General features: G+C 65.4%; 19 protein-coding genes and 1 pseudogene. 5 read left to right on the top strand and 15 right to left on the bottom strand.

The window, feature by feature from the left end; genetic code table 11:
* The first annotated feature begins 24 nt into the window (after window positions 1–24).
* The gene (locus tag ABEI27_RS14195; RefSeq protein WP_375800061.1) at window positions 25–954 is read left to right on the top strand and encodes a DMT family transporter; all 930 of its coding nucleotides are present in this window, start codon (window positions 25–27) and stop codon (window positions 952–954) included.
* 122 nt (window positions 955–1,076) lie between these two features.
* Here the strand turns inward: ABEI27_RS14195 and cmk are convergent, their stop codons facing one another.
* Complete coding sequence (cmk, locus tag ABEI27_RS14200; protein ID WP_375800062.1) at window positions 1,077–1,691, bottom strand: (d)CMP kinase; 615 nt, start codon at window positions 1,689–1,691, stop codon at window positions 1,077–1,079.
* Window positions 1,692–2,002: 311 nt separating this feature from the next.
* On the opposite strand from cmk, the gene ABEI27_RS14205 reads away from it, so the two are divergent.
* Together ABEI27_RS14205 and ABEI27_RS14210 are read left to right on the top strand one after the other, a co-directional pair.
* Entirely contained in the window at window positions 2,003–2,281 is a 279-nt protein-coding gene (locus tag ABEI27_RS14205; RefSeq protein WP_375800063.1) for a hypothetical protein, read from the top strand.
* 156 nt (window positions 2,282–2,437) lie between these two features.
* Entirely contained in the window at window positions 2,438–3,034 is a 597-nt protein-coding gene (locus ABEI27_RS14210; protein ID WP_375800064.1) for a DUF1684 domain-containing protein, read from the top strand.
* Window positions 3,035–3,071: 37 nt separating this feature from the next.
* On the opposite strand, the gene ABEI27_RS14215 is transcribed toward ABEI27_RS14210, so the two are convergent.
* Window positions 3,072–4,139 (bottom strand): hypothetical protein, encoded by a 1,068-nt coding sequence (locus ABEI27_RS14215; RefSeq protein WP_375800065.1) that lies wholly within the window; start codon window positions 4,137–4,139, stop codon window positions 3,072–3,074.
* Window positions 4,140–4,279: 140 nt separating this feature from the next.
* Window positions 4,280–5,047 (bottom strand): DUF1405 domain-containing protein, encoded by a 768-nt coding sequence (locus ABEI27_RS14220; RefSeq protein ID WP_375800066.1) that lies wholly within the window; start codon window positions 5,045–5,047, stop codon window positions 4,280–4,282.
* Between the two features lie 134 nt (window positions 5,048–5,181).
* On the opposite strand from ABEI27_RS14220, the gene pdxS reads away from it, so the two are divergent.
* Window positions 5,182–6,090: a pyridoxal 5'-phosphate synthase lyase subunit PdxS gene (pdxS, locus tag ABEI27_RS14225; RefSeq protein ID WP_375800067.1), complete on the top strand. Its 909-nt coding sequence runs from the start codon at window positions 5,182–5,184 to the stop codon at window positions 6,088–6,090.
* An 88-nt stretch (window positions 6,091–6,178) separates the two neighbouring features.
* Here the strand turns inward: pdxS and ABEI27_RS14230 are convergent, their stop codons facing one another.
* Window positions 6,179–7,054 (bottom strand): homoserine kinase, encoded by an 876-nt coding sequence (locus tag ABEI27_RS14230; protein WP_375800068.1) that lies wholly within the window; start codon window positions 7,052–7,054, stop codon window positions 6,179–6,181.
* 125 nt (window positions 7,055–7,179) lie between these two features.
* On the opposite strand from ABEI27_RS14230, the gene ABEI27_RS14235 reads away from it, so the two are divergent.
* Entirely contained in the window at window positions 7,180–8,619 is a 1,440-nt protein-coding gene (locus ABEI27_RS14235) for an NAD(P)/FAD-dependent oxidoreductase (RefSeq protein WP_375800069.1), read from the top strand.
* Between the two features lie 29 nt (window positions 8,620–8,648).
* On the opposite strand, the gene ABEI27_RS14240 is transcribed toward ABEI27_RS14235, so the two are convergent.
* The 11 genes and pseudogenes from ABEI27_RS14240 to ABEI27_RS14290 all read right to left on the bottom strand — a co-directional run.
* On the bottom strand, window positions 8,649–9,254 hold the full coding sequence (locus tag ABEI27_RS14240) for a DUF6149 family protein (protein WP_375800070.1): 606 nt from the start codon (window positions 9,252–9,254) through the stop codon (window positions 8,649–8,651).
* Window positions 9,255–9,602: 348 nt separating this feature from the next.
* Window positions 9,603–12,842 carry a carbamoyl-phosphate synthase large subunit gene (gene carB / locus ABEI27_RS14245; protein ID WP_375800071.1) on the bottom strand — a complete coding sequence of 1,080 codons (3,240 nt, stop codon included), beginning with the start codon at window positions 12,840–12,842 and terminating at the stop codon, window positions 9,603–9,605.
* A gap of 324 nt (window positions 12,843–13,166) precedes the next feature.
* Complete coding sequence (locus ABEI27_RS14250; RefSeq protein ID WP_375800072.1) at window positions 13,167–13,391, bottom strand: hypothetical protein; 225 nt, start codon at window positions 13,389–13,391, stop codon at window positions 13,167–13,169.
* A gap of 190 nt (window positions 13,392–13,581) precedes the next feature.
* Window positions 13,582–14,115, bottom strand: a complete 534-nt coding sequence (locus ABEI27_RS14255; RefSeq protein WP_375800073.1) for a DUF5815 family protein — start codon at window positions 14,113–14,115, stop codon at window positions 13,582–13,584.
* An 80-nt stretch (window positions 14,116–14,195) separates the two neighbouring features.
* Window positions 14,196–14,447: a hypothetical protein gene (locus tag ABEI27_RS14260; RefSeq protein ID WP_375800074.1), complete on the bottom strand. Its 252-nt coding sequence runs from the start codon at window positions 14,445–14,447 to the stop codon at window positions 14,196–14,198.
* A 93-nt stretch (window positions 14,448–14,540) separates the two neighbouring features.
* On the bottom strand, window positions 14,541–15,752 hold the full coding sequence (locus ABEI27_RS14265) for a CynX/NimT family MFS transporter (RefSeq protein WP_375800075.1): 1,212 nt from the start codon (window positions 15,750–15,752) through the stop codon (window positions 14,541–14,543).
* Window positions 15,753–15,815: 63 nt separating this feature from the next.
* The gene (locus tag ABEI27_RS14270; RefSeq protein ID WP_375800076.1) at window positions 15,816–16,061 is read right to left on the bottom strand and encodes a hypothetical protein; all 246 of its coding nucleotides are present in this window, start codon (window positions 16,059–16,061) and stop codon (window positions 15,816–15,818) included.
* 256 nt (window positions 16,062–16,317) lie between these two features.
* On the bottom strand, window positions 16,318–16,572 hold the full coding sequence (locus ABEI27_RS14275; protein ID WP_375800077.1) for a hypothetical protein: 255 nt from the start codon (window positions 16,570–16,572) through the stop codon (window positions 16,318–16,320).
* A 282-nt stretch (window positions 16,573–16,854) separates the two neighbouring features.
* Complete coding sequence (locus tag ABEI27_RS14280; protein ID WP_375800078.1) at window positions 16,855–17,127, bottom strand: hypothetical protein; 273 nt, start codon at window positions 17,125–17,127, stop codon at window positions 16,855–16,857.
* 2 nt (window positions 17,128–17,129) lie between these two features.
* Window positions 17,130–17,456: a 2Fe-2S iron-sulfur cluster-binding protein gene (locus tag ABEI27_RS14285; RefSeq protein WP_375800079.1), complete on the bottom strand. Its 327-nt coding sequence runs from the start codon at window positions 17,454–17,456 to the stop codon at window positions 17,130–17,132.
* A 191-nt stretch (window positions 17,457–17,647) separates the two neighbouring features.
* Window positions 17,648–17,901: pseudogene (locus ABEI27_RS14290) on the bottom strand (hypothetical protein); the annotation flags it as partial.

The following is a 17,901-nucleotide window of genomic DNA, read 5'->3' on the forward strand; positions in this document are numbered from 1 at the left end:
GAATGACCCCGTCTCAGTTTCGCTGTGACACGCTATCGAAACGTTCTGTTATTCGTTCTTCTCGCTGCCGCCTGGGGCTCGGCGTTTATGGCCATCAAGGCGGGTCTCGAGTACATTCCGCCGGTCCTCTTCGCGGCGCTTCGCTACGACGTCGCCGGCGTGCTGATGCTCGCATACGCCTTTTATGTCACCGACCGCCCGATCCCGAAGGATCGCGGCCAATGGGCGCTCGTCGCCGTCGGGGCCACGCTCATCATCGCCGGCTATCACACGCTGCTGTTCATCGGCGAGACGGACCCCGCTGTCACCTCTGCAGCCGCGGCCGTCATCGTCAGTCTCAGCCCCGTGCTGACGACAGGGTTCGCCCGACTGTTTCTGCCCGACGAACGCCTCACGGTGCTCGGAATCGCCGGGTTGCTTCTCGGCCTCGTCGGCGTCGTCGTACTCTCGAATCCCGACCCGAACAATCTCCTCGCTGGCGGTGCGGCCGCGAAACTGCTCGTCTTCGGGGCCGCGTCGGCCTTCGCGCTCGGGTCGGTGCTCACCCGACGCATCGAGGCCGAACTCCCGATCGAGACGATGGAGGCGTGGTCGATGGTCTTCGGCGCGCTCATTATGCACGGCATCAGTCTTGGGCTCGGCGAGTCCGTCGCCGACGTCGTCTGGTCCGTCGAGTCGCTCGCGGCGCTGTCGTACCTCTCGCTCGTCGCGAGCGCGCTCGGATTCCTGATCTATTTCAACCTCCTCGACCGACTCGGACCGATCGAGATCAACCTCGTCTCGTACGTCGCCCCGATCGCTGCGGCGCTCGCTGGCTGGGCGTTTCTCGCGGAGGTGCCGACGATCAACACCGTCGTCGGCTTCGTGATCATCTTCGTCGGCTTCCTGCTGTTGAAGCGCCGCGCCATCCGGGCGGAGCTCCCTCGACTCCGTCAACTGATCTCGCGATCCTGAGCGACCGCAGCCCCCGGATCTTTTCTGACGGTGCGCTACCGCAGAGCGCGCCAGTGACCCGAAGCGAGCGGCACCGCCGAAAGTGACGAGAACAGCAGGAAGCGACGGGAGGGTGAGTCCAATTACAGTTCGACGTCGTCGGTGCGGAACGCGCCCTCATCAACCTCGGCGTCGTACTCCTCGATAGCGGTGAGAATTATTTCGAGGGTGGCCTCGGGTGTCCACCGAGCCGTGTTGACCGTGAGGTCGTAGAACGACTGGTCGGTGATGTCGATGTCGTAGTATGACTCATAGCGGCCGGCTTCGCTGACTTCACGGACGCGCATCTCCGCTTCCATCTCCTCACGACTGCGAGTGCGATCGACGCGGACCTCCGCGGGGGCGTCAAGCCAGATCCGGAGGTCGGCGCGGTTGCCGGCGAGCCACCCGGCGAGCCGGGATTCGAGGATGAACGGCTTACTCGACGCCCCCCACTTCTCGGCGATGGTCCGGAGTCGACGGTCGAGCGCGCGGTCGATCTCGTCCGTCTCGTCGGTCTTCGCGATGAGTTGCGACAGCGAGAGACCGCGGTCCTCTGCGAGTTGTCGGAAGATGTCGCCGCCGGAGACGTAACCGCAGTCTAGCGCCGCCGACAGCCCCTCACAGAGCGTCGTCGCCCCGCAACCCGGCGGTCCGGACACCGTAATGAAGAGGTTGCTGTCGACCGACCGCGCCGTCGGGACGTCGTCGTCTGTCATAGATATCCCGGACTTATCACGGGAGCACAAAAAGCCGCTGGAGTGGGTTCGCCGATTGTCCACGGATCTGTGTGACGTGTCATCGCGACTGCGGACGGTGGGAGTGCCGGCACATCCGCGCTTGGCCGGTGCTGTTCCTCCACAGCAGCGAAAAAAGATCAACGACCAGCATAAACGTTCTACGCGGATCTAACGCGCTTGTGAAACGTCAAGAACGCGTCGGACTGGCCGGTGAATCGAACTGAATACATCGTAACGCTCGCGCGGTTATATGCCCCTTGCTGAGTGTATAACAAGTGAGGTCTCCCACAATGTCAACCGCTCTCCCCCCGTTCGGTTCAGAACGCCTCAGTCGCGTCCGCGACGCCGTCAGTTCGCGCTCGGCGGCCGTCCGCCCCAGCGAAACGCTCGTGGCCCCGCTCAGGTTCGTCGCCTTCTGGGCCGCAATCGCCCTCCCGTTCCTGTACCTCCCGCTTCTGATCGGGGGGCTCACCGGCGGTGAACCCACCGCGTTCGGCGGACTGTTACTCGCGAACGTCGCCGCGCTCGTCCTCGGTCACGACTACCACTCCGACGCTGATCGCGCCTGAGGCCGCCCTTCCACCGACTGGTGAATCGTTGCCCTCCAACCGACCGCCGAACCGTCGCCCTCTTTCGGCCCCATAGCGCCACTTCCTGACAAGCGCCACCGTCCCGAACCCCCTTCGAACCGTCAAGGGTTACGGCGCGGCGGTTCTTGCTCACGTATGACCGACGAATCCGACGCCAGCGACGGTGGTGCCGTCGACGCTCCACACGACGGCGAGTACGTCGAAAGGCTCCAGGCGAACCGCGCGGAAAAAGACGAGTTCTTCGGCTCGCACCCGCAGTCCCCGATTCCGCCGGAACACCGCGACGACTTCGAGGGGCTCGACTACTTCGCTCCGGCCCCAGACCTTCGAGTCGAGACCACCGCGACAGTCCACGATAATCCGGAACCCGTGGCGATGGAGACCACCGCTGGCAACGAGGTCCGCTACGTCCGCGTCGTGACGTTCGCCTTCGAAATCGACGGCGACTCCCACGAACTCTACGGGTACAAACAGCGACCCGACGACGACGAGGAGCCGATCCTCGTCCCGTTCCGTGACAAGACGACCGGGCAGGAGACCTACCGCGGGGGTCGATACGTCGAACTCCATCCCGAAGGCGATCTCGCCGACGGTGAGACGGTCACCATCGATTTCAATCTCGCGTACACGCCCTTCTGTGCGTTCAACGAGACGTTCTCCTGTCCGCTGCCGCCCGAAGAAAACTGGCTGGAGACCGCCGTCCGCGCCGGCGAGCGTGACTGGTCGCCGTAGTCGAGCCCTCGGCGCAGCGCTTCGGTGTCGGGGCCACTCAGTCCCAGGATAGCCCGACCGAGTGCGAAGGCGCGTCGAGCGGATTTGTCGGGAGCCCCGCCTGCACGTCGGGGTCGTTGTAGCCGCCGGGTGCGACGTCGTTCGGACCGTCCGGGTAGAACAGCGACGCGAGCAACTGGATCTGATCGCGACCCACGCCCAACTCGAACTGACCGCCGCCGTACAACTGTACGCCGCGCGCTTCGGCCCACTCAATCGTCTCGAACAGCGATTCGATGGTGCCGAACCGCGACGGTTTGATATTCAGCCAGTTCGGCTCGAACGGCAGGGCCTCGACGGACCCGACACCGGTGATGGGATAGTCCCACGAGACCCGATGTTCCGCACCATCGAAGAGCGGGCGCGTCTCGTCGGTGAACGCCGGGTCCTCGAACACGGCCTCGGGGAAGGTATCGAGCAATCGCTCGTAGAGCGCCGGGTGCGGCTCGGTGTCGACCTCCGTATCTTCGTAGAGCCCCTTCAGGTCCAGAATCCGGACCGCGCCAGTTGCTGCGACCTCCTCGATTATCGCCTCGGTCCACTCGGGGGTCGGGTCGAGTTTGCACTCGCTGTTCGGGTACGCGTCGCGAATGGCGTCGAGTCTGTCGGTAGTCGGCAGATCGCCCAGTCGCATCGAGACGACGAAGCGGAGCGGCTGTGAGTCGCGGTCGACCGCCTCACCCAGTGAGAGCCCGTTCTGACGCAGCGCCAGGTCCAGCGCCGCCGATTCGAGCGCCCAGCGCCGGTAGGGGTATCCGGTCTCCCGCTCGGGTGCCTTCGTCGGGAACAGTTCCAGGTCGTCGAGATGGGCCGAGAACGACGCGACCGTGTACTCGCCGGCGAGGTCGAAGGGCGGCGCATCCGCCAGCGCGTCGTGATCCTCGGTGTCGTATGTGACGTCCTCGCCGCGGCCGGTGGGAGATGTCCCGTCCCCGTCCGGCCCCGAAAGATGGAACGTGGTGGTCGCCCGGACGAACCCGCTCGACGTCTCGCGGTCGCGACGCGTCCGATCGGTCGCCTCGATTGTGAGCGGGAGGTCGGCGACGGCATCGAAGAGATCACTCATTTCATCGACGTACGTCGGGCCGGAATAAAAAGCGACGCGTCGACGTCGATGGGCTGCGGCAGTTGCGCCGTCGCCAGCGGACTGAGAGCACCGTGGCAACATCGAGGAACTGCACCGCCCCTGCAGTGTCGCGGGGGCGACTACGATTTGCCCTCGAGCCGCGCTTCGAGTTTCTTCGCTCGCGTCGCCAGGGCGGCGAACGTCGCGAGGAAGGTGAGCACGACCGCACCAGCCGCTGCGAGTTGGAGGGCGGTCGATCCGCCGACGACGGCGCTATCGGCCACTGGGAGCGCCGTGTGGTGGGGGTCGCCGATGATCGGGACGAAGTAGTCGACGACGTCGTTGAGGCCGTACCACGCGAGCGCGAACCCGACTGCGCGGACCGGGAAGTCGGCGATCCGGTGGAGGACGAACGCCTCAAGCACCATCGCGAGGTGGCTCACGAAGAGGAAGACGTAGAGCGGGAGCCAGGTCGTCTCGAGAAACGGCCCCGCGAAGACAGCCAGGACGTACGGCGTCCACAACCCGAGTTTCCAGCAGCCGAAGAACGCCAGAGCCGCGAGGTATTCGTTGGTCCGACCGAGTTTCCAACTCGCAAACGCCAGCGCGATGAACAGCGTCGCCATCGGGCTGTCGGGGACGAACAACCACATCGAGACAGGCTCGGCGGCGAACTGCCACGTGATAAGCGGGTCCGAAAGCGGCAGCGGATGGAATCCGTAGTACCAGAACCCGAACGCCGTGCCGAGGAGGTTAATCGCGACGACAACCCAGGCGATGCGGAGGCCGACGTTCTCGAGCCACCGTGGGAGTGGTGCGAGCCAGCGCGGGAGGGCGTCCCCGGCGGGGAGGCCGACGTCCGAGACGAGTCGCTCCAACCGCGAGGACGGCGCGGGAGACGATGCCATTACCATCTGCTCGGTGCGCGGCGAAAAAGCCGTGCCGGTTCCGGAACCCGAACGCGGCCGAATCGGTCTGTCGCGTGCCCGCTGACGCAGGCGTGAGTGATTCGTTTAAGTACGTTCGACCCCAACAAAACTGTATGGCTGAGGAGACCGATCTGTCCGAACTCCGCCGTGGGACTGAACTCGTCAAACGCGGGTTCGCGCAGATGCAGAAGGGCGGCGTCATTATGGACGTCGTCGACGCTGAACAGGCGAAGATCGCCGAAGAGGCCGGAGCAGTTGCGGTGATGGCACTGGAAGCCGTGCCCGCAGACATCCGCAAACGTGGCGGCGTCGCGCGGATGCCGGATCCCGCTGAGGTGAAGAACATCGTCGAATCGGTGTCGATCCCAGCGATGGGGAAATCCCGGATCGGCCACACGAAGGAGGCCGAAATGCTCCAGTCGGTCGGCGTGGATATGATCGACGAGAGCGAGGTGCTGACGCCCGCCGACGATCGCTACCACATCGACAAGCGGGACTTCACTGCTCCGTTCGTCTGCGGCGCGCGCAACCTCCAGGAAGCACTCCGCCGGATCGACGAGGGCGCGGCGATGATCCGCACCAAGGGTGAGGCCGGCACTGGCGACGTGAACCAGGCCGTTCACCACCAGCGCAACATCAAGAGTTCGATCCGTGAACTCGTCGGCAAGACCCACGAGGAGCGCGAGAAGTGGGCTCGCGAGCACGAAGCGCCCGCCGATCTGGTCCACGAAACCGCCGAGATGGGTCGGCTTCCGGTTGTCAACTTCGCTGCCGGCGGTATCGCGACGCCCGCCGACGCGGCGCTGATGATGCACCACGGTTGCGACGGTATCTTTGTGGGATCGGGCATCTTCGGCGCGGAGAACCCGCCGGAGATGGGCCGAGCCATCGTCGAAGCCGTCAATAACTGGGACGACCCCGACACGCTCGCCGATATCGCCTCGAACCTCGGCAAGGGGATGAAAGGCGAGGCCAACGCCTCGATGCCCGAAGAGGAGAAACTCCAGGGCCGCGGCGTCTGATCGGTTTCCGTTCTGCACGCTTTCCGTCCGACTTCTCCGCATCGACGGCCGAATCAAAATCAGCGCAGTTTCCTGATTTCACGCCCGATCAGTACAGCGTCGCGCCCTCGCTGACGCGCGTCTGGTACGCCCGCGACTCCACGTCGACGCCGGCGAAGGCGTCGACCATCGCGGCGGCGACGTGCCGCCGGGTGGACCCTCGACAGGCCGCGATCACCGCCGGCCCCGCCCCGGAGACGGTGACACCCGTCGCACCGGCGTCGAGCGCGGCTTCCCGGACGGTGTCGTAGCCGGTGATGAGGTCCGCTCGCGCCGGCGTGACGACCCGCTCGTCCATTCCACGTCCGACGAGTTCGGGATCGTCACGACACATCCCGACTGAGAGCGTCGCGGCCGACCCCACGGTATGGACGATGTCGCCCATCGACGCCGACTCGGGGACCACAGCCCTGGCGTCGCGCGTCGAAACGGCGATTTCCGGAAGGCACGCGACCAGCGGGATCGACGCATCGACGGTCGTGACCGCGCCGTTATGGGCGACGGTGAAGCCACCGAGCAGCGCCGGCGCGACGTTGTCGGCGTGCGCTTCGCCCGAAACGACCGCCTCTCCCTCCGCAGCGACGGAGACCAGTTCGCGTCGGGATCGGCCGCGCTCGTAGAGTGCGTTCAGCGCGACAGCCGCCGCGGCGGAACTCGCCGCTGACGACCCGAGCCCGGAAGAGGGTCGGACCCCCTTATCGATCTGGATGCGTGCCGGAGCGTCGAGGGCCTCCGCGACCGCGCCGACGACGTTCTGCTCGGGGTCCTCGGGGATGTACTGGCTGCCGACGCCGGTCATTTCGATTGTCGTCCGGTCGGCTTTCTCGACACGGACGACGTCGGCGGGACGGTCCAGAGCCACGCCGAACACGTCGAACCCGCTGCCGAGATTCGCGCTCGTCGCGGGGGCCCTGACCGTCTGCATACGCGTCAGATTGCCCAACGCCCGATAAAAAGGTAGCGAACGATCAGTGGGCGGCAGCCGTCTCAGGCGACTGTGCGGCCGTCGTGGAGCGGAACACACTTTCCGGACGCCGCGATAGTGGGTGTATGATCGGCGTCGTCGGCGGCGGGATCGCTGGACTCGCGGCCGCCCTTCGACTGCAGCGGCAAGGCCACGATGTCCAGGTGTTCGAGGCAACAGATCAGATCGGCGGCCTAGCGGCGACGTACGAGACGGCCGGCGACAACATCGAGCAGTTCTACCATCATCTCTCCAAATCCGAAGAGACCATCGTCGAACTCGCCGAGGAACTTGGGTTGGGCGACCGGATCGAGTGGCGCGTCGGGACCAACGGTTACTACGTCGACGGCGTGGTCCACCCGCTGGACACGCCCTGGGAAATCCTCGCATACCCGCATATGAGCCTCTACGACAAGTTCCGACTCGGGATGCTCACCCAGGGAATCGACGTCCGCGGACTCGTTCCCGACGTCGACGCCTACGACGACCTCTCGGAGTACGAACACGATACGGTCCGGGAGTTCGTCGAGGAACACACCACCGAGAGCGTCTACGAGAACTTCGTGGACCCGCTCTTGGATGGGAAGTACGGCGACCGCAAAGACGACATTTCGGCCGCGTGGTTCCTCGGTCGCGTCCGCTTCCGCGGCGAGCGCGACCTCCTGCGCGGGGAGATCTTGGGCTACTTCGACGGCGGCTTCGGGAGTCTGCTGGACGCGCTCGTCGACGCTGTCGGCCGGGAGCACATCACGACGACCGCGCCGGTCACCGACCTCACGGTCGAAAACGGGCGAGTGCAGTCGCTGACTGCGGCCACCGGAGACGGCGGCCGCATGCCCACCGCCGACGCGGCCACCGAAACCCACGACGTGGACGCCGCAGTGGTCGCGACGATGCCGAACGTCCTCGAATCCCTGACGGGGTACACCTGCGATATCGACTTCCAGGGTGCCGTCTGCGGACTGGTCACGATGGAGGAGTCACTCCTCGACACCTACTGGCTGAACGTCGCGCACGACGCACCCTTCGGCGCGCTCATCGAGCACACGAACTTCGTCGAGCGCGAGCGCTACGGTGGCGATCACCTGCTGTACGTCGCTGCATACGTCCAGGACAGCGAGGAGGAACTGTGGCAGATGGACGACGACGAGGTCCGGGAGACGTGGCTCGCGGAGATCGAGTCGATGTTTCCCGACTTCAACCGCGAGGCGGTGTCGCAGTTCCGAATCGCTCGCAATCCTCGTGCGGCTCCGATCTACGAGCGCGGCTACCTCGATCTCGTGATCCCGTATCACCTCGCGGAGGAGGTCGGTGAGGGCGTCTACTACGCCGGGATGGCCTCTGCGGCGCAGTACCCCGAGCGATCACTCAACGGCGGCGTCGTCGCCGGCTACGAGGTCGCGGATCGGATCGACAACCAACTCGACGAACTCGCCGGACGCGATGCTGTGGAGACGCGTGACCAGCAGAACGAAACCGAGCCCGAGGCGGCGTCGGACGGCGGATTCGAGTTCGGAACGACGTGAATTCGTGACCACAGGCACTGCCCGGGCCCTCAGGCCTCGAACTCGTCAGTCTCGTTGTCGACGTTCTGCATCCCCGGGGCGACCTCGACGTCGACGTCGTCGGGCGCTTCTTGCCCGCCGACGTGGATCTCGCCGTCGTCGTCTTCGACGTAGACGTCGTCGGCGAAGCCGCCGACTGCGTGTGGGTGCTTGGGTTCGTTGAGCCGCTCGGGCGTCGAGTCGGCGGCGGGAATCTCCTGGGTGCGGAAGTCGCCGAGGGGGTTCGCGATGTCGATTTCGTAGCGCTCGAAGAACGCCTCGTAGCGCTCGTAATGCTCCTCCAGTTCGTCGGCCGGAAACTCCATCATCTCCGTCCAGCCGTGGTTGTAGAAGTCGAAGTTGGCCTGAATGTGGGTGATCTCGCGGGCCTCGGCCTCGGTGAAATCCTCCTCGAGCGCTCGAACGTAGGTGTCGAAGGTGCAATCGAAGAACGCCGCCATATGGGGTTCGCGCTCCTCGCGGTGTGCCGGGTCGGCCTTCTCGCCGAAAACGCGCACGTGGAGATCGACGAGTTTGTCGGTTGCGATGTCGCCGACGACCGGCATCGTCAGCGCTTTCTTCGCCGCGAAGTGGCGGAGGTTCTGGCGGATTTTCATCGAGGTAGCGTACGGGCCGGTCGAACTTGAATGACACGCGTTCCCGAGCCAGCAGGTTCGGTGAGCACCGTCTGCCCCGACGTCTCAACACGGACGATTCCGGCAGCCGATCCGTCGCGACAGGGTCCAGTTATGTGGTGAACAGTCGGCACACCGCTGGCGACGACGCCCCCCGAGCGCCGTCGTGGTTCCCACGCGTCGACGTGCCGAACGACCGCTGCCCGACGCGGGACTCTCGTCAGATCACGCGGGTTCTGGCCGCGGATTCGTAAATAAACCTTCGTCGGGATGGACTCCACAGGGGCGAAAAAACCAGGACGCGGCTATCGCTCCCGTTTCCGGGAGGAGTCAGTCGTCGCTGCGCGCGCCCCAGGACTCGACGCGACGTGGCCGGTCGGAGACTGCCTCGACGTCGATCGGTTCGTCCTTCGTGTCGAGCGCTTCGAGCGCGGCGAACGCCGAAGCCGTCGTCGAGAAGTAGGTTATCTTCTCTTCGACGCAGACTTCGAGCGGGTCGCGGTCGCGCGAGACAACGAGGTCGATCCCGCCCTCACGAAGCGCTGAGCCGAGTTCCTCGTCGCTGTCGAACTCGACAAGGTCGAAGTGCGCCGCGTACCCCTCGCGGAGTGCCCGCGCGTCCTCGGTATCGGGCTCGGGGAACTCCTCGGCCGAGAGGTCGATCCACGCGGTCCCCGACTCGGGGATCGGCTTGCCGGTCGAATCCTGGGCCTTGTCGTAGGCCTTCCCGAGCGTGGATGCCGTGCCCATCACCTCGCCCGTGGACTTCATCTCGGGGCCGAGGCGCGGGTCCGATCCCGGCAGGCGGTCGAACGGCAGGACGACCTCCTTGACGCTCACGTCTTCGGGGATCTTCTCGTCGACGTCGAGGTCCTCGAGCGTCTCGCCGGCCATCACCTTCGCTGCGAGTTTCGCGATCGGAACGTCCGTCGCCTTCGAGACGAACGGAACTGTCCGCGAAGAGCGGGGATTGGCCTCGAGGACGTACACCTCGTCGTGCTTCACGGCGAGTTGGACGTTCAGGAGTCCGACGGTGTCGAGCGCGGTCGCGATGTCTTCGGTGACCTCGCGGACGCGAGCCATCGTGTCCTCGGTGAGCGAGCGCGGCGGGATCATACACGCCGAGTCGCCCGAGTGCACGCCGGCGCTCTCGACGTGCTCCATCACGCCGCCGATGATCGCGCGTTCGCCGTCGGAGACGGCGTCGACGTCGAGTTCGATGGCATCCGCAAGGAACTGGTCGATGAGGATCGGCTTGTCGGGGGAGACCCGAACGGCCTCCTCGATGTACTCTTTGAGTGCCGTGTCGGAGTGAACGACGTCCATCGCGCGGCCGCCCAGCACGTAGGAGGGACGGACGAGGACCGGATAGCCGATGTCGTTGGCCAGTTCGAGCGCCTCTGCCTCGCTCGTCGCGGAGCCGCCCTCGGGCTGGAGAATGCCGAGGTCGTCCATCAGGCGGTTGAAGCGGTCGCGGTCCTCCGCGAGGTCCATCGCGTCGACGCTCGTGCCAAGGATCTCGCAGTCGAGGCCCCGACGGTCGATTTCGGATTTCAGCGGGTGGCCGATGTTGACCGAGGTCTGTCCGCCGAACTGGACCATCACGCCGTCGGCGTCGGCCGCTTCGATCACGTCGGCGACCTCCTCGGCGGTGATCGGCTCGAAGAACAGCCCGTCGGAGGTGTCGTAGTCGGTCGAGACCGTCTCGGGGTTGTTGTTCACGACGTGCGCGTCGATTCCCATATCACGCAGGGCCTGTACGGCGTGAACCGAACAGTAGTCGAACTCGACACCCTGGCCGATCCGGATCGGGCCGCCGCCGACGACCACGACGCTCTCGACGTCGCGGTCGACGCGGAGTTCGCCCGCGGCGGCGTCACCCTCGTAGGGGCCGCTGTAGAACTCCGGCTTGCGTGAGGAGTAGTAGTACGGCGTCTGCGCTGCGAACTCCCCGGCACAGGTGTCGACCTGCTTGTACGTGCGACCGGGGACGTCCGTCTCGACCTCGTTCACGGTCGCGCCGGTGGCGGAGGCGATTTCCGCGTTCGTGACCCCCGCAGTCGCGGCGGTCGTGAAGTCGCCTTCCCGTGCGGCGTCCATCGCTTTCGAGACCCGCTGGTACCGTTCGAGATACCACGCTTTGATCCCGGTCAGTTCCCGGACCTCCGCAACGGAGTAGCCGCGGTCGAACGCCTCGAAGATGGCGAACGTCCGGTCCGGCGTCGGCCGCTCGAGCAGTTCCGTTTCGAGGACCGCGTCGGAGACCGTCTCGACGTCGGTCGCGGGCTCGTACTCCGTCGAGCGGATCGCCTTCAGCATTGATTCCTCGAACGTCCGCCCGATAGCCATCGCTTCACCTGTGGATTTCATCGCCGTCGAGAGCGTGAAGTCCACGTCGTCGAACTTGTCTTTGGGCCACCGCGGAATCTTGGTGACGATGTAGTCGATTGCGGGCTCGAAGGCGGCGGTCGTCTCGCCGGTGATTTCGTTCTCGATCTCGTGGAGGCGCTTGCCGAGTGCGACTTTCGCGGTCACGCGGGCGATCGGATACCCGGTCGCTTTCGACGCCAGCGCCGAGGACCGAGAGACGCGGGGGTTCACTTCGACGACGCGGTACTCGCCGCCGGGCGTTCCGTCGTCGCGCCAGGCGAACTGGATGTTACAGCCGCCCTGAATCCCGAGGTCGCGGATCACTTCGAGGGCCGCATCGCGCATTTCTTGATGGCCCTCGTCGGGGATGACCTGCGAGGGCGTCACGACGATCGACTCCCCGGTGTGGATGCCCATCGGGTCGATGTTCTCCATATTACAGATGATGATACAGGAGTTGTCGGCGTCCCGCATCACCTCGTACTCGAGTTCGACCCAGCCCGAGATGGACTCGGTGATGAGCACTTCGTTGTTGCGCGAGAGGCGGAGGCCCTTGCGGACCCGCTCGTACAGTTCCTGTTTCTCGTGGACGACCCCCGACCCCGACCCGCCGAGGGTGTAGGTCGTCCGGGCGATTACCGGGAGGCCGCCGACCGACCCGACGGCGTCGTCGACGCGGTCACGGAGATCGTCTTCGGTGAGGCTCTGGACCTTCTCGTCGCCGTCGAGCGAGATGGTGGTCGACGCGGGGACGGGCTGGCCGATGTTCTCCATCCGCTGGCGGAAGAGGTCGCGGTCCTCGGTGGCGTAGATAGTGTCGAGCGGCGTCCCCATAATCTCGACGTCGTGTTCTTCGAGAATCCCCTGTTCGGCGAGTTCTGCGGTGACGTTCAGTCCCGTCTGTCCGCCGAGGCCAGCGATCACGCCGTCGGGCTCCTCTTCGCGGATAATCTCCGCGATGGCTTCCGGCGTGATCGGCTCGATGTAGACCCGATCGGCCATCTCCGGGTCGGTCATAATCGTCGCCGGGTTCGAGTTGACGAGGACGACTCGGGCCCCCTCCTCCTGAAGCGCGCGGCAGGCCTGCGCGCCGGAGTAGTCGAACTCGGCCGCCTGTCCGATCTGGATGGGTCCGCTACCGATGAGCAGGATCGTCCGATCGTCGGACGCTGCTCCACTCGAGGTGTCCTCGTCAGTCATCACTCCGAGTGAGTCCGCACATCGTAATAAGCCCGGCGAAACGCTACGAGATGCGAAGTTGTATTTCGAAATTCGTAACGACGACGTAGGAACCCCTCAGCGGTCGATGCAGGTACCTTCGTCTTGCCCGGCAGGGTAAAGAGCGATACGGAATTCGACGCCGACAGCGCCGGTCGGCGGTCACGGGACGACGCAGGGATCCGATCGTCCGAGTCACCGCAGGCGAGAAAGTACCGACGCTACAACCGAGAGACCACGATAGAACGACCGCAAGCTAAACGAGACCCCGGCTCCCGGTCCGGTGAGAGCGACGCGCCCGAGACCTTATTCGTCGAGTCGGTAGCGGTACGGACTCCTCTCGATGACGTCGATCGGTTCCCCGCGGTCTGCGGCCTGTCCGAGGACCGTCGCAACGTGATATGAGGAATCGAACGCGTCCACGTCGCGCTCGCGCAACCGACTCAGAATCTGGTTCGCAGTCAGCGGCTCGTCGGCGGCTGCGAGGATGTCGCGGATGTCCTCGAACCCGGACGGCCGAGTGGTACTCATATCCACACACAGGGCCTGTAATGGTTTATGCTTCAGTGTGACGTGCGTCTGACGCACCCAGGAGCGGTCGGTCGATACTCTCGTCAGACGTGTGAGACGACGGTCAGACGACTCGATACTCGAACGGGCCGACGGCACGCTTTCCGACGGCTCCCGAGTGCGCGCTCGGGGTCGAACACTGCGAGTGTTCTCACCGCGCGTAGACGTCGTCGCCGTCGAGGTCGCGCTCGGCGCGGTACTCCGCGACGAACTCACTCACGTCGAAATCGAGCATCTGTCGCTCGAACTCCGAAACTGCGGACTCGTTTTCGGCGTGGCTGACAGCGTGTTCCATCAACTCGACCACGAGTTCGATCACGACCTCGTGAAGCCGTCGTGAGTCGAAGTCGGTCACCCAGACGATCCCCGCGCCGACGTCGCCGTCGTCGGAGACGTCCGCGGAGACGACCTGCTCCGGGAACTCCTCGATGACGATCCCCATCAGGTGTGCGGTTCCGAACTCGGGCATCTCTTCGCTCGTCGTCTCGACGGCCTCTCGAAGCACCGACACCAGAAAGTCGGGCAGAAACCGCTCTGCGGGGTGAACGTCCATTACGACGGCGTGACGCTCCCCACACCCGCACTCGAACTCGCGCATTCCCAGATCGAGCGTGCGGACGCGCTTCGCCTCGTCACAGGGCAGATCGAGCGTCTCGCCGCCGCCCGGGGGCTGCGATCGCGTCATAATTCAAATTGTCGATGCCAGCGGTTAAACGTCGCGTTCCAAAGGGAGGGTGCGACGGCTGTCTCCGCCACGTCACGCGATCAGTCGTTTGCGGTGGCGTACAAGAGCGGACCGACGACGAGCAGTCCGATACCGAGGAAGAGATAATGGACCGGCACCAGCGACTGCGGCGTCAGCGCGAAGACGAGTCCGAACACGATCGCGTTGAGCGCGACGAGTTTCTGCGATCGCAGGGGGAGAACGCCCACCGTCGCGAACGCGAAGACGAGCAGCAGCGCCTGCCCCACATTGTAATTGAGCAGAAAGCTGTCGACGAGCTGTAGGGGAAGCATCGTTACTCGGGAGTTCTGCGCGAATCGAGTATTAAAGTTCCGTTCTCCGCAGCACACATCAGTGCCCGCCGTACCGGCATCGCCATCCGAGGTTCAGACCGGGAGTCGCCGTCCAGCGACCACAGCGCTGAGACACCCTAAGCAGATGACTGCCAGACCGGCGGCGTAGGTCCCCGTCAAGTCGTACAGGGCGCCGACGAGAAACGGCCCGAGGAAGCCGCCGATCTCGCCGACGGCGAAGACGAGTCCGACGGCCGTTCCCGTGAGTTCGGGACCGATCCCCTCGATCTCCGGCGGGACCATCCGGACCAGCGGTGACAGCCCGCCGACGCCAAACCCGACGGCGAGCGCGCCACCGATGGGAATCGCGAGCGGAACCGGCGCGAACAGCAGCGTGGCGGTCTCGAGCGAACAGAGCCCTGCACACCCGGCGAGAACCGACCCCCGTCGGCCGAGTCGGTCCGAAGCCGCGGGAACGACGAGCGTCCCGACGGCTTGGGCGACCACGAACCCGCTCACGAGCGAAGCCGCGAGCGCCGCGCCGACCCCTCGCGACTGGAGGACGGTCGCCAGCCAGTTCTGCAGTCCGTGAGTGACGAGCAAGTAGACGCCGCCAACGACGACGAGGAGTCGCATCGGCCGGTCCGAGAAGACCCGACTGAGGTCCTGCTTGAGCGCAGCCATCGAGAGCGCGGGACGCCCGTCGGTCGGTCCCGCGCCAGCGCTGTGCCCGATCGCATCGAGCGGCGCGCGCCGGACGATCACTCCCCAGAGGACCGCATACGCGAGCACCGCGACGCCGGTGTACCGAAATAGCGGTCGCCACCCGCCGAGCACGGCGCGTCCGATGCTGAACGCGGCGGCCGTCCCCGCCAGCGACCCGACGACGTACATCGACGAGGGCGTCCCCGACTGTTCCGGGGGAAACAGTTCGGAGACGAATTTCGGCAGTCCGAACGTGATGGCCGTCCCGCCGACGCCGACGACCACCGTGAGTGCGAGCAGCACGGGGAACGCCTCCGCGGTCGCCCGCCCGCTCTGTGCGCCACCGAACAGTACGACTCCCACGCCGATCGCCTGGTACGGGCCGATGTAGTCCGTTACGACCCCCGAAAAGAGCGAGACCGGAACGTATGTGAGCGGAATCGCGGCTGTGAGCACCCCGGCTTGCGTGCTCGTCGAGCCGAAGTCGGCGACGATGACATCGAGCCACGCCGGAAGCGAGAACCAGACGAACGTCAGCGAGGCGTACGCGACCGCTCCGAGTCCGACGAGCGTGTATCGACGGCGTCTCGACACACGCATCGGTCGCCCGGTGGCGGAGTCAATGGTGGGGTACCGGCGGCTTTCGTTACGACCCGGCGTTCGTCAGTCCGGGCCCGAGATGTCCATCGGTCTGAGCCAGCCGTACCAGAGGGTGAAGACCATCCCGCCGTATCCGAGGACGAACACGAGTTCGCCCAGCACGGTGTAGCCGAGTTCGCCAAGATACCGACGGACGATCCCCGAACCTGCGATCCCGACGAGCAGAATCACTATCAGCAGAAGTTTAACCCGCGTGAGCGTGAAGAGTTGTCCAGTGCTGGATTCCGTGTCGGGATCGTCTTCGGCCATCGGTTGTAACTGTATCTGCAGACTTCTGAATGACTCGGTCTCCGCTCGGGCTTCAGCCTCGCACGCTCTCGACAGGGGGCACCGCCCGACGTGAATGGCGTCGAGTAGGTCTAACAGCGAGGTGCGCGAACCGATTCGGGACTGGACTGACGACAACTCGTGATTGTTCAGATCCAACAGCAGACGTCCGCCGGTGTACTCGCAGGGACGAGCGCTGCGACGAGCGCTCTATCGTGATTGGCACGACAGGGCCTGTTCACTCCTCGGCACCATTCGTGACGTGTGACTCCGCATCGCTATCTGGGCCGATAGCGACGGCCGGATCGTCGCCACTGACGCCCTCACGAACGGCGCGTCGGACTCCGACTTCCGCGATCGACGCCGCGCAGTCTGCGGTCCGACGGATCGCCGCGACCGCCCGAGCGACGCGATAGTCTGCGCCGGCAGTCTCGAAGAGGCTTCGTTCGATGGCATCGGTCGACTGCCGGACCGCGTCCCGCCGCTCGAACACCGGCCGGAGGTCCCCTCGATTCGGACCGGCAACGGCGTCGGTGATGCGTATGGGACCGGGATCGAACAGCGTCTCACGGATATCGAGTCACGGACAGGAGCGGTCCGCGAGCGGCTCGAAAGCAATGCCGACTCAGCGTGGCGTGCGCGATACGACGACCGTATCGCGTCGTTTCGAGACGTGATCGAGGCGGCGGATCCACCCGTCGCCTGGGGCGAAGTCCAGTTAGAACTCCAACGGGCCCGGTCGCTGGACGAGCCATACCCCCAGTAAGTCGACCGATCACTCGCCGTCGACTCGGCGTCGCATCGCCCGAAGGTACCCCTCGGCCGTCTCGTTGTCCACTTGGAGTGTGGTTCGGACCGTCTCGCATCCGCCGAGCAGTCGCTCCCGCTCGGCATCGGTGGGGACCTTGTTCTCCGTGACCGACTCGACGGTGTCCAGTAGTTCGTCGGCGCGCTCGGGTTCCCCTTCGGCGACGTGGGTCGCTGCGGCGTCGAGGAGTTGCGTGAGCACGGCCCGAACGTCCGGCGGCATCGGCGGCGACGACGTCATCGTCAGGAGTTCCCTGATTCTATCTGTTCGCCCCAGAACCCCTCGTACTTCTCCACGACGAGGTCGTCGGTAACTCGCACCTGACACGATAGCCGCAGTCCCGACTCAGGGTCGTGGGGTGGAATCGATAGTCGCAGTCGCTCCCGACGCGATAGTTCGCCGGCGTCGCCTTCGATTTCTACCGCGCAGGTGCCACAACTCCCGTGCCCGTGACACGAAACGGCCTTGGGCCCGTTGTGCACCGACAGGTCGGCCGCCAGCAACACGTCTCGTAGTCGTTCGCCCGAGTCGCAGTCGATCCGTTTCCCGTTGTACTCGACAGTCGGCATATCACTGGATACGGCATCGAGGGCCTTGGGCTTGTGGCGGCGGCCGGGTACATTCACCTCAGGAGTCGCCTCTCTCGCTTCGGAAGTCGGGGAATGGACGCTCCCGCCGGACCCCACCGGCACGAAGGCGTCGATGGCACCACGCGACCCGCGAGACCCGGTCTCGTTACGCTGCTCTCAGCGGGACCGCGTCACGCTGACCAGACGAAGACGCCGGTGGCCGTGGCCGCACCCACCGCGAGACCGCCACCGTCGAGGCCCACGCCGGTGAGGTTGCTGGTCAGCGAGGCTTCCACGTCCCATTCCCATCGAATCCGCGCTCCGTCGGGCGTGCGAGCCACGGCCAGGAGTCGGCGACGGTCGGTCGCTGGCACGAGGAGTTCCACCCGCCCGCCGCCGTCGAGATCGGCCGCGACGGCGCCACCGAGAGTGCGGGACCCGTACA

The organism is Halobellus sp., from assembly GCF_042218505.1.
Classification (GTDB): domain Archaea; phylum Halobacteriota; class Halobacteria; order Halobacteriales; family Haloferacaceae; genus Haloquadratum.

Bases quoted from the DNA above. Each gene is read 5' to 3' on its own strand.
- cmk (WP_375800062.1), bottom strand. From the start codon at position 1,691: ATGACAGACGACGACGTCCCGACGGCGCGGTCGGTCGACAGCAACCTC.
- ABEI27_RS14205 (WP_375800063.1), top strand. From the start codon at position 2,003: ATGTCAACCGCTCTCCCCCCGTTCGGTTCAGAACGCCTCAGTCGCGTC.
- ABEI27_RS14210 (WP_375800064.1), top strand. From the start codon at position 2,438: ATGACCGACGAATCCGACGCCAGCGACGGTGGTGCCGTCGACGCTCCA.
- ABEI27_RS14215 (WP_375800065.1), bottom strand. From the start codon at position 4,139: ATGAGTGATCTCTTCGATGCCGTCGCCGACCTCCCGCTCACAATCGAG.
- ABEI27_RS14220 (WP_375800066.1), bottom strand. From the start codon at position 5,047: ATGGCATCGTCTCCCGCGCCGTCCTCGCGGTTGGAGCGACTCGTCTCG.
- pdxS (WP_375800067.1), top strand. From the start codon at position 5,182: ATGGCTGAGGAGACCGATCTGTCCGAACTCCGCCGTGGGACTGAACTC.
- ABEI27_RS14230 (WP_375800068.1), bottom strand. From the start codon at position 7,054: ATGCAGACGGTCAGGGCCCCCGCGACGAGCGCGAATCTCGGCAGCGGG.
- ABEI27_RS14235 (WP_375800069.1), top strand. From the start codon at position 7,180: ATGATCGGCGTCGTCGGCGGCGGGATCGCTGGACTCGCGGCCGCCCTT.
- ABEI27_RS14240 (WP_375800070.1), bottom strand. From the start codon at position 9,254: ATGAAAATCCGCCAGAACCTCCGCCACTTCGCGGCGAAGAAAGCGCTG.
- carB (WP_375800071.1), bottom strand. From the start codon at position 12,842: ATGACTGACGAGGACACCTCGAGTGGAGCAGCGTCCGACGATCGGACG.
- ABEI27_RS14250 (WP_375800072.1), bottom strand. From the start codon at position 13,391: ATGAGTACCACTCGGCCGTCCGGGTTCGAGGACATCCGCGACATCCTC.
- ABEI27_RS14255 (WP_375800073.1), bottom strand. From the start codon at position 14,115: ATGACGCGATCGCAGCCCCCGGGCGGCGGCGAGACGCTCGATCTGCCC.
- ABEI27_RS14260 (WP_375800074.1), bottom strand. From the start codon at position 14,447: ATGCTTCCCCTACAGCTCGTCGACAGCTTTCTGCTCAATTACAATGTG.
- ABEI27_RS14265 (WP_375800075.1), bottom strand. From the start codon at position 15,752: ATGCGTGTGTCGAGACGCCGTCGATACACGCTCGTCGGACTCGGAGCG.
- ABEI27_RS14270 (WP_375800076.1), bottom strand. From the start codon at position 16,061: ATGGCCGAAGACGATCCCGACACGGAATCCAGCACTGGACAACTCTTC.
- ABEI27_RS14280 (WP_375800078.1), bottom strand. From the start codon at position 17,127: ATGACGTCGTCGCCGCCGATGCCGCCGGACGTTCGGGCCGTGCTCACG.
- ABEI27_RS14285 (WP_375800079.1), bottom strand. From the start codon at position 17,456: ATGCCGACTGTCGAGTACAACGGGAAACGGATCGACTGCGACTCGGGC.